At 38.2% G+C, this 12,278-nt stretch carries 9 protein-coding genes; 5 read left to right on the forward strand and 4 right to left on the reverse strand.

Features of this window, described 5'->3' with window-relative positions; translation table 11 throughout:
• The first annotated feature begins 9 nt into the window (after positions 1 to 9).
• From ACIQ38_RS04270 to ACIQ38_RS04290, 5 genes are read left to right on the forward strand one after another with little or no spacing between them, the layout of a single operon-like run.
• Positions 10 to 1,440, forward strand: coding sequence for a hypothetical protein (locus tag ACIQ38_RS04270; RefSeq protein WP_402818447.1), 1,431 nt, complete (start codon positions 10 to 12; stop codon positions 1,438 to 1,440).
• A gap of 12 nt (positions 1,441 to 1,452) precedes the next feature.
• Positions 1,453 to 2,445, forward strand: coding sequence for an AAA family ATPase (locus ACIQ38_RS04275; RefSeq protein ID WP_402818450.1), 993 nt, complete (start codon positions 1,453 to 1,455; stop codon positions 2,443 to 2,445).
• Complete coding sequence (locus ACIQ38_RS04280) at positions 2,442 to 3,317, forward strand: DUF58 domain-containing protein (RefSeq protein ID WP_402818453.1); 876 nt, start codon at positions 2,442 to 2,444, stop codon at positions 3,315 to 3,317. Before ACIQ38_RS04275 ends, ACIQ38_RS04280 begins: the two co-directional genes overlap by 4 nt.
• An 11-nt stretch (positions 3,318 to 3,328) precedes the next feature.
• Complete coding sequence (locus ACIQ38_RS04285) at positions 3,329 to 5,089, forward strand: vWA domain-containing protein (protein WP_402818456.1); 1,761 nt, start codon at positions 3,329 to 3,331, stop codon at positions 5,087 to 5,089.
• Positions 5,073 to 7,673 carry a VWA domain-containing protein gene (locus ACIQ38_RS04290; protein WP_402818459.1) on the forward strand — a complete coding sequence of 867 codons (2,601 nt, stop codon included), beginning with the start codon at positions 5,073 to 5,075 and terminating at the stop codon, positions 7,671 to 7,673. The genes ACIQ38_RS04285 and ACIQ38_RS04290 overlap by 17 nt, the downstream gene beginning before the upstream one ends.
• A gap of 169 nt (positions 7,674 to 7,842) precedes the next feature.
• On the opposite strand, the gene ACIQ38_RS04295 is transcribed toward ACIQ38_RS04290, so the two are convergent.
• The 4 genes from ACIQ38_RS04295 to ACIQ38_RS04310 form a co-directional block, all read right to left on the reverse strand.
• Positions 7,843 to 8,745 (reverse strand): dihydrodipicolinate synthase family protein, encoded by a 903-nt coding sequence (locus tag ACIQ38_RS04295; RefSeq protein ID WP_402818462.1) that lies wholly within the window; start codon positions 8,743 to 8,745, stop codon positions 7,843 to 7,845.
• A 91-nt stretch (positions 8,746 to 8,836) separates the two neighbouring features.
• On the reverse strand, positions 8,837 to 9,838 hold the full coding sequence (gene kdgT, locus ACIQ38_RS04300; protein ID WP_402818465.1) for a 2-keto-3-deoxygluconate transporter: 1,002 nt from the start codon (positions 9,836 to 9,838) through the stop codon (positions 8,837 to 8,839).
• Positions 9,839 to 9,944: 106 nt separating this feature from the next.
• Complete coding sequence (locus ACIQ38_RS04305) at positions 9,945 to 10,718, reverse strand: IclR family transcriptional regulator (RefSeq protein ID WP_402818468.1); 774 nt, start codon at positions 10,716 to 10,718, stop codon at positions 9,945 to 9,947.
• Between the two features lie 309 nt (positions 10,719 to 11,027).
• Positions 11,028 to 12,215 (reverse strand): MFS transporter, encoded by a 1,188-nt coding sequence (locus ACIQ38_RS04310; RefSeq protein ID WP_402818471.1) that lies wholly within the window; start codon positions 12,213 to 12,215, stop codon positions 11,028 to 11,030.
• Positions 12,216 to 12,278: the final 63 nt, after the last annotated feature.

Genomic DNA, 12,278 nt, shown 5'->3' on the forward strand with positions numbered 1-12,278 from the left:
GATGCTTAGATGAATAGCCCTTATAAATTAGTTCGTTCTATTGGGAAAGCGAGAAGTCTTCTTGCATTGGAACATTATATTAGAATGCTACAAGCGGCATTGTTTTATGGGTTTGCTTCTGCTGCGGCTATTCTACTCGTCTCTAGATTATTCGTGTTCCCCTATTATATTCGTACTGCAACAATCATTGGTAGCATCGTTTTTATCGCTGTATTTACGTATGCATTTTGGAAAAGACCTTCCAGTGAAAAGGCAACTCGAATATTAGATGCTTTCTTTCCGGATAATTTATTGTTAACATCCATTTCTTTAATACATGATAAGTCTCCACTCATAAAACCGTTATTAGAAAAAACAGATCAGCATAGTGAAAAAGCATTTTTGCTGTTTAAGAAAAGGGAAAAGCGATTTATTCAGCCTAAATGGATGATTGGATTCGTTATTTCCTTTGCTGCTGTTCTTGTACTATATGCCTTCCCTGCGGCTACTCAGCTAGAAGCGAAAGATGTGGAGAAAGAAAATCAAATCGTAAAAGAAATGAAAAAAGAAGTAGAAAAATTAGAGAAAAAAGAATTAGCTACGTCAGTCAAAAAAGAATTGAAGGAATTAAAAGAGAAGCTAAAAGAAGTAGAAACGGCAGAAGAAGCATTACGTGAAACGGTGAAAAAGCAAAAAGAATTAGCTCTAAAAGAACAAAAATTAGAAAAAAAGAAGGAGCTTGCAGAACAAGAGGGCTCTTCGGAATCATCTCTTACAGCTGAAGAACAAAAAGAGCTCGCTTCTTTAGAAGATACGGTAAGTGCTCTATCGAAAAGTGCTGCTACTTCTCAAACTGCTTTAAGCAAGATGGGAAAATCATTTCCTTTTACTTCAAATGAAATAGCACAAAATGGATCAAGCACAAATACGCAGAAAAGCCCTAATCAGTCAAATCAAAGTCAGGGGCAAAATCAAAGCCAGGGTCAAGGACAGAGTCAGAACCAAAACCAAAACCAAGGTCAGAGTCAAAATCAAGGACAGGGTCAAGGCCAAGGACAGGGTCAAGGCCAAGGGCAAGGTCAAGGTCAAGGCCAAGGCCAAGGCCAAGGCCAAGGTCAAGGACAGGGCCAAGGACAGGGTCAAGGGACAGGGCAAGGATCTGGTTCAGGTCAAGGCTCAGGAGCAGGTAAGGGTTCCGGTGGAAGAAATCTCCTTTCCATTCCAACAAGAATCGGTGGAACTGGTGACACTTCTGTAGATGGTGGTCAGCTAGGAGAAGGAGAAGCTGCTAGTGAGCAAGCTGGAGAAGTACCAGTGACACGCGGAACAGCAAAGCCATATGAAGAAGTAGTTAATGAGTACGCGGATTCCTATATAAAAAGCTCTGAGCGCATGCAGTTACCATCGGATTTACAGCGAATCGTTCAAGATTATTTTTCAACCGTTGAAAATAGTGAATAATGGAGGATCATAATGACTTTTACAACAGAGGATTACACAAATATAAGTAAACGCTTAGAAGAAGTTCGAGCGGAAATAGGTCAATTTATCGTAGGTCAAAAAGAAGCTGTAGAATTTTCCATTTATTGTGTTCTAGCCGATGGTCATGCTTTATTAGAAGGATTGCCTGGGTTAGGGAAGACAATGCTTATTCGAACTATTTCAGAAGTACTGGATTTATCTTTTTCTAGAATTCAGTTCACCCCCGATTTAATGCCATCTGATATTACCGGAACGAGTATGATTGAACGATTGGAAAACGGAAAACAGCAATTTACTTTTCAAAAAGGACCAATTTTTAGTCAAATGGTTTTAGCAGATGAGATAAACCGGGCAACGCCGAAAACACAAAGTGCACTTTTAGAAGCAATGGGTGAAAAAACAGTAACGGTGCTTGGAGAAACGAAGCAAATGGATAAACCATTCTTCGTTCTTGCGACTCAAAACCCCATTGAGATGGAAGGGACATATCCATTACCAGAAGCACAAATGGACAGATTTCTTTGTAAAATCCTTGTTTCTTATCCAACAAAAGAAGAACTGATGGAAATTACAAAGCGAACGACAGGCGGGGAGTCCATTCAGTTGAATAAAATAATGAACGCAACAGAAATTGTACACGCTCAACAAATGGTAAAAGAAGTATTAATAGCAGATGATATGCTTGAGTATGCAGTGGATCTAGTAGCTGCCACCCATCCAGAAGCAGCGATCATTCCAGAAGTTGCACAATATGTACAGTACGGGAGTGGACCTCGTGGTTTGCAAAGTCTTATAAAGCTTGCAAAAGCACGGGCTTTAGTTGCCGGGCGTTATCATGTATCCATTGCGGATATTAAATCTGTTGCCAAACCAGTGCTCCGACATCGTTTATTACTAAATTACGAGGGAGAAGCAGAAGGAAAAACAGCAGATGAACTAGTAGATATCGTCTTGCAAACGATTAAACAAGGACAAAGCGTATGAGTACGAACGCTATAGTGCCAAAAGATTGGGCTAGGAAACTAAGTAGTTTATCCATTTCTACGAAATCTAAATTGCGCGGACAACATAAAGGCTCACATCGTTCCCAACGCTTCGGGGCCTCACTAGATTTCTCTGATTTTAGAGAGTATAGTCCGGGTGATGATGTGCGCCAAATAGATTGGAATGTCTATGCGAGAACGGATAAGTATTTCATCAAACGATTTTTAGATGAACAAGAAATGCGCGTACATATATTACTTGATTGTACGAAGTCCATGAGTGATCCACTAAAGTGGACCTTTGCTAAACAGCTTGCGGTATCTCTCGGTATTCTCGTCTTACAACGTGATGATCGCTTATCTTTTTCAGCGGTGAATGATGACTTGAAGCCACCATTTAGACGAAAAGGTGCTACTTATCGGAAAGCTTTTACGCAGACAATTTCCGATTTAAAAGAACCTATCATGACTTCTTCATTTTCCGAAAAGGCCATTTCATTTTTACCTAAAGACAGCACCGTTTTGTTTGTTATTTCGGACTGTCTGGAAAGTTTGGAATCTTGGGAAAGATTACTTCGGAAGCTACCAAAATTCGCGGGAGATATTCGTATTTTACAAGTAGTAACAAATGATGAATTAGCCCCAACTTATACAGGGGACGTGCAAGTAGTGGATGTAGAAACATCGGATCAATTAAATGTATCCATATCTTCGAGGGTACTCGAATCTTATGAAGAAAAGAGAAAATTACATCAACATGGACTGGAACTATTATGTAATAAATTCGGAGCAAGATTACTTCAAGTAAATGCTAATGATGGCATTTCGCATGTACTGTTTCAACAACTATTACGTGCAAATTGGGTGCAATGAGGTGAGACTACTTGGGTTTTAATCAACTACTATTTTTATGGACAGCTGTTTTTCCGATAGCTGTATTACTTTATTATTTCTTCCGAAAAAAGTATGCAAAGCAGCCCGTTTCCTCTACACTTTTTTGGCAAGAAGTAATGAGAGAAACGAAAGCGTCTCCTTATTTGCAGCATTTACAACGAAATGCTTTGTTTTACTTGCAAATGATTGCGATGATTTTACTTGTTTTTGCTTTACTTCAACCTTTTTGGAAAACGAAGGCGCTTGCAGGGGAACAAATTGTCTTTGTTGTAGATACTTCTGCAACGATGGAAGTAGAGACTGAGAATGAATCGACTCTTTTTGAGGAGCATAAAAAACAAATGCGCGAGCTTGCAGAAAGCTTATCAGGTAAGCCGCTCACAATTATCACAACTGGCAATGAACCAATTGTTGTAGTTCGTGCGGAAACGAATATTGATCAAATAAAGAGCGAGATTGAAAAATTGGAAGTTAGTTATGAAGAGGAAAATATGTCGAAATCATTAGATTTTGCCCAATCCTTTTTTCAGCATAAAGCAACTTCTGTTTATATTTTTACGGATGTATTAGATCGAAAAGAATTACCTTTGCAATATGAAAATGTCAGTTGGAATATCGAAGGACTAACGTCTGAAGTAGCTAACCTATCGATGAAACGATTCGGAGCCACTAAAACCAATACTGGTATATCAGCATTGATACAATTAGAAAATCAATCCGATAAGGAACAAATAACAGAATTGTCCATAGCAAATGAACAAAAGAATTTATTGAAGGAGAACGTCACAATTCCACCAAATGAAACAATCACACTGTCATTTGATGAATTAGCGGAATCCACTTTTTTAAAAGCATCTTTAAGTGCAAAAGATGGATATGCATTAGACAATACAATGACCGTATTTATGCAAGATCAATTATCGAAAGTGTTTATTGATAGTGGTTTACATTCACTAGTGAGGACTGCATTTCAAGCGATGGATATTGAAGTTAGCAGCGTACCGACTGAACAAATAGGGTTATTGGCAGAAGAAGGTATTGTCGTTACGAATCAATTTGGACTTTTAGATCAACTAGACCGGCCTCACTTATTCATCGGTAGAAATGATGTAAATGCGTTAGAAGTAAATGGTGCAGTACAAACAACCGAACATCCACTTTTTTCTTTCGCCAATTTATCCGATATTTATGTGAGTGGCGTATACCCTGCAATTCAAGGATATACAACGATTGCAACAGTTGGGGATGTACCGTTTATGCAAGTTTCTCCTCGTGGGGATATTGTCGTGTTAGCGGATATTCAAATGACTGATTGGCCGCTTCATCCCTCGTTCCCGCTATTTATGTGGAGTGTGAAGGAACAATTATCTGCTGGCAATACGTATTTAGGTACGTTCACTCCAAATGAAAGAAAACCTCAATCATTAGGAAGTGCAGTAAGTGAATGGGAAATATATACACTGGATGATTCCTATCAATATTCGATTGAAAATGGGGGGGCATTTATAGCACCGAAAAAACCAGGGCTATACGTACTTCGTTCAAATGATGTGGAAAAAAACTTCGCCGTTTCTCTCTCTCAAAAAGAGAAAGAAATTGTAAAGGGCGAGACGTATAAAGTAAGCGGCGAGCAGGTAGAAATGAGCGAAAATTATTCTCAACATTCATTTGTACCATATATATTACTACTATTATTGTTATTATTTGTCATAGAGTGGGAGGTGCAAAGACGACGTGGATTTACGAGTTGACCAACCACTTTGGCTATTGTTATTCGTTCCAATTGTGATTTATTTTATGTGGACATGGAAAAAAGAAAAGAAAGTTTTTCGAAAAGAAGGAAAGGTTGTTTTTTTTCTTCGATTAGTTGCTATTCTTTGTTTAGTGTTAGGATTGACTAATCCTTATCTTTTATTGCCGATTAAAGAAGAACAAGTGCTTTTCTTAATCGACCGATCCGCTTCTGTGCAAGGGACCAATAACCAAGTGACAACGTTTATCGAACAAAGCTTAGACTCGCGGAAAAATACCCAGCTGGTAGGCGTGTATACATTTGCAGAAGACTTTCAATCAGAAGTATCTTTAACTGCTGGTGAAGTTAATCTGCCGGTTTTTACACCGATGAAAGCACCGGGTAACACAGATATCGCAAGAGCATTGCAACTGGCCACTGGAATTGTAGAACCATCGAAAGCAACTAGAATCGTTCTTTTCACGGATGGATTAGAAACAAGTGGGGCGGTGCAAGATGAACTTTTAAAAATTGCTGGTGGAAACGTGACAATTGATGTTGTCCAACTTGAGCGAGTATCATCGGAAGATGTGGCGATTACGTCGTTTGAAACACCACCTGTTGCCTTTGAAGGGGAGCAGCAGCAACTGAATGTTCAATTAGAAGCGACGACCAATACAACGGGTGAATTGTTGCTCTATGAAAACGATCAATTGCTATCACGGGAGCAAATAACACTAGAACAAGGTTCAAATAGTTTTACGTTTCGTAATGCCTCGACTGGTGAAGGGTTATTAAAGTATGAAGTCCAAGTCGTCGTGAATGGCGATGGATTAATAGAGAATAACAAATTGACGAGTGTAACAAATGTGGAAAGTTCTCCTCATCTGTTAGTTGTCACACATGATGGGAACCACTCTAATATTCCGACCGTTATTGACCAAGCAGCTATTCAAACCGATGTGATAGATGCAAACGCACTGCCATTTGATTTATCGAATTATTTATCATACGATGCCATTATTTTTGATAATGTTCCAGGTCATGTGGTAGGGGAACAAAAAATGACGGTCATTGAGCAAGCGGTGAAAAACTTCGGAGTTGGCTTTATGATGGTCGGAGGAACAAATAGTTTTGGTTTAGGTGGATACTTTAAAACACCAATTGAAAAACTATTGCCAGTCGAAATGGAGATAAAAGGAAAGCATCAGCTACCCTCGCTCGGTCTTGTCATTGTTATGGACCGTTCAGGAAGTATGAGCGGCTCTAAGTTTGACTATGCAAAAGAAGCTGCAGCTCGTTCGGTTGAAATGCTTAGGGAAGGGGATACATTAGGATTTATCGCATTTGATGATCGTCCTTGGGAAATAATCGAAACCGCCCCTCTTTTAGATAAACAAACCGCTCTAGATACGATTTTATCAGTTGGAGTAGGCGGGGGGACGGAAATATACTCGAGTTTAGCATTAGCTTACGAAAACTTGGCTCCGTTAAAATTACAGCGTAAGCATGTCATTTTGTTAACAGATGGACAATCTGCTTCCAATGGTGATTACCAAACGTTAATCGAAGAAGGAGCAAAAGATTTAGTTACCGTGTCCACCGTAGCAGTTGGGCAAGATGCGGATAGAGGACTCCTAGAAAGTTTAGCCGAAATGGGAGGGGGAACATTCTACGATGTAGTAGATGAATCGACTATTCCAGCTATCATGTCTACAGAAACGGCGATGATTTCCAGAACCTATATTGAAGATAATCCTTTTTATCCGATTATTTATGGCGATGCCGCATGGACTAGTTTATTTACAGATGGAGTTCCACAAATGAACGCCTATATTGCAACGACACCAAAGCAAACGGCATCGATTATTGCCGAAAGTGAAAAAGAAGATCCAGTACTTGTAGAGTGGATGTATGGATTAGGAAGAACGATGGCTTTCACTTCGGATTCTACAGGAGCGTGGAGCGGTGATTTTGCTAGATGGAATCGTTGGGGAGACTTTTGGAACACAGCTGTCTCACGCTTATTACCTGCCTATAGCGAAGTACCTTTTACGATTCAAAAAGCGAGCGACGGTAGTTATACGGTAACGGATCCTTCAGGGAAATCCTCTTTTCTAGAAGTAGCAGCGGTCAATGAAAAAGGAGAAGAACTCCCGATTACATCTGAACCACTTGCGCCAGGTAAATCACGTGTAACCGTAGAAAGCGATCCAGGACTTGTATTTTTCCGAGTGTCCAATGAGCAAGATGCCGTTTATCAAGCAGGTATTTCCATTCCATATAGTGAAGAATACAAAGTACAGAAGCCAAATACAAATAAGCTAGAGATGATTGCAAATCGAGCAGGTGGTAAAATTCTTACCGAAGCATCTGACGTATTCCGAACAATCGATTTAAAAAGTTCAGAGCGACAATCGATACAACAAATGCTAATTTTCGCAGCAATCGTGTTATTTTTCATCGATATTACAATTCGCAGATTTGGTTTCAATCAATTATTCGCACCGTTAAATAGGAGTGGTAAGAAAAAGAACATTGTAGAGACCACTGTTGGAACAAGTAATGTGGAAAAGCTTGTGAAAGGGAAGAAGAAACGGTAAGAAATGGTTAAGGGCAACTAATTAGATACGATAAGCGACTAATTTAAAGTGGAGAGCAACCAAATTCTAGTCGAAAGCAACTAAATATACAATGAAAGCAACCAAATGTAAACACCCGAGGCAAATGAACATATTTGCTTGGGGTGTTTGCTGTTTTTAATGAGAGGAATTAAACAAGCAGTAATTCATTTACCTCATCAAGAATCTTTTTAATATTTTCGAATTGTTCTTCCGTTAGCTGAATAGAAGGTTCTTTTGTATAAGCTGAGATATCCAGACCTTTAGCTTTTACTGCAGCTTTAATGCCTGTAACGAATAAATCAGTCGTATCATAGAGTTTCATTAATATAGACACTTGGTGAGCGCATTTTTCTACAGTTACAAAATCTTTATTCTCATAGGCTTCATGTAAAGTAGCGAAAAGCTTAGGTGCAACGTTCGTTAATCCGCTTAATACTCCGTCTCCACCTGAAATTCGGTTCACGACATAATATTCGTCAAATCCAGATAAAACGGTAAACTCCGGTCTTTCTGCTTTGACCTTCTGAATAATCTTTCTTGTGTGGCTAATATTATCAACTGTATCCTTGATGGAAACAATGTTTTTATGTTCTAATGCTAACTTGTAAACTAGATCAGGACTTAAATCATTTCCAGAACGATCTGGGAAATTATATAACATGATTGGTAAATTTACTGATTCAGCGATTGTTCCAAAGAACTTTTCAGCAGTAGCTTCTGTAGGTCCGAAATAATATGGAGAGATAATAACAAGACCGTCAACCTCTGCTTTTTCACAGTAAGTTGCTAGATTTAATACTTCATCCATATTTGTTCCGCCTACGCCGATTAATACATGAACTCTTTTGTTCACTTTTTCTACTACAAAATCGACCAGTTGCTTTTTCTCTTCTAAACTAAAATTGAAGAATTCGCCAATACTACCGAAAAACAAGATTCCGTTAATTCCATTTTCAATTAAATTATTTATATGCGTTTCCATATTTGGAAAATCAAACTTACCATTTTCATCTAATATTGTAATACTTGGAGTATATATCCCTTTAAACATATTGAATTCCATTCCCTTCGAAATTTTATTGTGTTATGCTTATTTTGTATGTGTTGTTGCGTGATACGCGTGCATTCCCAGTGCTTGCGTATCATGTAGCAATTTCTTTTTGAACTTCAGCTTTCATTCTCTTTCTGAAAAACTTAACTTTTCCTGCTTTTTTCGCGTATAAACCGGTAATAATCGGAACAACAATCGATGTCACGATTAAAGAAGTAGCGACTAAAGCTGTTGCTGCTGGTGCAACCGGTGCGAATTCTGGAACCATTTCAGCAACTAACATTGGTGTTGCGACCGCAGCTCCTGCAGTACTGGAAGCGGCAATTCCGGCTGTACCATTCCCTTTACCGATTAAAATATCTGTAATAATAAGGGGAATCCCCGTAGTTATAATAACAAACAAACCAAATAGTATTCCGAGTAATCCTGTTTCCAGAATAACGGTTAACTGGATACTGCTCCCCAATGAAAAAGCGAAGAAAGGAATTAACACAGGAATCCCTTTGCTTAAAAATTCTCGAACCTCCTCATCTAAATTACCTAGTATATAGCCAATAATAAAGGGTAAAACAATTCCAACTAACAACCTTGGATCAAAGGAAGCAATCCCAGCTGTTCCTAAAATAATCATTGTCATTAGTGGACCAGATTCAATGTTCATCAAGACAAAGGCGCCAGCTTCTTCTTTTGTCCCATACTGACCCATGAGCGAAGCATATAATCCAGTATTGGTCATATCCATTGCAGCGACTAATGCCAAGGTAGACAAGCCTGCAAAAAATCCTGATTCTACCATTCCATTACCTAAAAATTGTGCAGATAAATAGGCAGCAATCCAAGCAACTCCTACTTTTGTTACTAGTAGTGTTCCAGATTTCCTTAAAACGACGCCGGTTGACTTTAGTGAAATGGAAGCTCCTAAACAGACAAACCACACTGCCAAAATCGGTGTTGTTCCCGATGCAAGGCCTAGTGTAAACGAACCTAAATCCTCAGCTCCAGTAGGAAATAACGTATTGATGAGTGCCCCTACAAAGAGAGGAATGACCATCAGCCCTCCTGGAATCCTGTTAACTGTTTTCATAATTTTCATCGCACTACCACCTTATTCGTATATTGTTAGAGGTAATCCAGTTTAAGGGAGTACGAAAACACCGTTAAATATGGCTATACCCCGATGAAACCACTAAATCAACTATCTATTTTGAAGCTGAAGGGATGAACCCAGCTTTCAAAGAAATTCGCTGTGCCAAATCGATAATTTCTTGTTCTGCGATCTCTCTTTTTTCATCATATCTATTTATTAGAAGTGTGACGCTTACAGCAGCAATAATATCATTTGCCTGATTTTTGATTGGAGCAGCTAAACAAGTGAATCCGTCAACAGCTTCTTCAAATTCCCAAATGAAACCGTTATCATCAATAGTTTCAATTTGTTGCCATAGCTTTTCTAAAGAATTGACTGTCTTTGATGTTCTAGATAGAAGGGGTACGCCTGCATATAATTCTTGAAGCTGCTCAAAAGGATATTTTGATAAATGTACTTTTCCCATAGCTGTTGAATGAGCGGGTAGTTTCATTCCCGGATCGGTTGCAAGTCTTACCGGGGAAGATCCTTCTTTCTTCGCTACGTATAGGATATCCGTTCCATCTAAAATGGAAAATTGGACAGTTTCATCTAATTTCTTAACGGTGGAAACCGCTTCAGTTGAAAAGGTACTAATAAGGTCAAAGCGACTAAAATACAATGCACCTAAAATACCCATCCTCAATCCAAGCGTATATGTATCATCAGCTTCCTTTTTGACCCATTCTAGCGTTTCCAAAGTATTTAACAAAGAATAGAGAGAGCTCTTATTAATCTCCAAGTCTTTTGAAAGATCGATAAGCCTATATTGATGGGGGTAGTTCGCGATAATGTTTATAATTTTATCTACTTTTTCAATGGATGGAACCCAGTATTTTTTTTCCATTTCAAAATCCTTTCTATTAATGGTTTATTATATAAAACCAGGTTTTAATTTATAAACTGAGATTATCATAAGATCAAATGATTGTAAACATAAAATATTTAGAAAAGTATAAAAATATTTATTTTAAGATGAGAAAAGTCCAAAACGATAACTGGAAACAACTGTCGTTTTGGATGCTTTTTTCAATTTTGATTCTTTCTAAAAGTTTTGAATATCAACTGGATTATATTTTATTCAAGAGTAGTAAGGATAAAAACAAGCGAGGAGAAAAGTGAACTAGTCACTTTCTCCTCGCTTATTTTTATAAATTTAAATAATAACTGGTTTTTTCTTTTTAATCCAAATAATCGTAATAGCCCATGAACATAAAAGAATAAACGCACCGATAACGAAGGGAAGATTTAAATTCATATCAAAAAACATTCCCGCAAGTGCTGGACCAACCATATTCCCTAAGCTCATATATGCATTATTCATACCTGCTGCAAAACCTTGTTCGTTTCCAGCAAGCTTCGACACGACTGTATTAACAGCAGGACGGATTAAAGTCGTTGCAGTGGAGAAGAGGGTTGCTATCAATAATACAAGCACGAATCCATCTACTAAGAAAAAGGCTAGTAAAGATAATGCTGCACCAACAAGACTGACTAAAATGACATTCAATTCCCCATACCGTTTAAATAGTTTATCGACAATTAACGTTTGTACAATTACACCGGCCAATCCTCCGAAAGTTAATACAATGGCAATATCTTGGGGAGTGTAATTATATTTATGGTCTACATATAAAGAAAACGTTGTTTGGAAATTGGCAATCCCAAAAGAAAATACGAAAATAATAACGAGCATCATAAAGTATGGTGTTTTCAAAGAGTTCTTCATTTGAACAAGAATATTCTCGCTTTTTTTCTTAACGTTGGGATTATTAGCAATTGCATGCTTCACATCTGGTAAAATGATAAATGAAATAACCGCAGATAGAATAGCTGCAATAGCGGCCATATAAAATGGGAAAGTTAAACTTACCTTTGCCAAAAATCCACCTATTGCTGGTCCGATCATGAATCCTAAAGACATGGAAGCTCCAAGCAGCCCCATTCCTCTCCCACGTTCTTCAAGTGTGGTAATATCGGCTACAAATGCCATAGTCGCCGGTATTAAAAAAGCTCCTCCAATGCCGCTAATAAATCGAGCTGCATATAGCATCCATTCGTGGGTTGCCAAGCCAAACCACAATTGTGAGGCTGAAAAGACGACTAATCCAACGATAATAAGTTTTTTACGTCCAAAAGTATCGGATAAATCACCGGCCAATGGTGAAAAAAGAAACTGACCTAACGCAAAAGATGCGACGATAAATCCTAGTGCTTGACCTGCTACGCCAAACGTTTCTAAATACTGTGGCATAACTGGAATAACTAGACCAATTCCTGCCATAGCGATAAACATATTAAACATCAATATGTATAATGCAAATTGTGATGATTTCTTCGCCATAAAATTCCTACTTTCTAAAATTTCATTCACATGTCTATCGATTCTACCATATTCCTGAAAGAA

The organism is Psychrobacillus sp. NPDC096389, from assembly GCF_044762855.1.
In the GTDB taxonomy this organism is placed as follows: Bacteria; Bacillota; Bacilli; order Bacillales_A; family Planococcaceae; genus Psychrobacillus.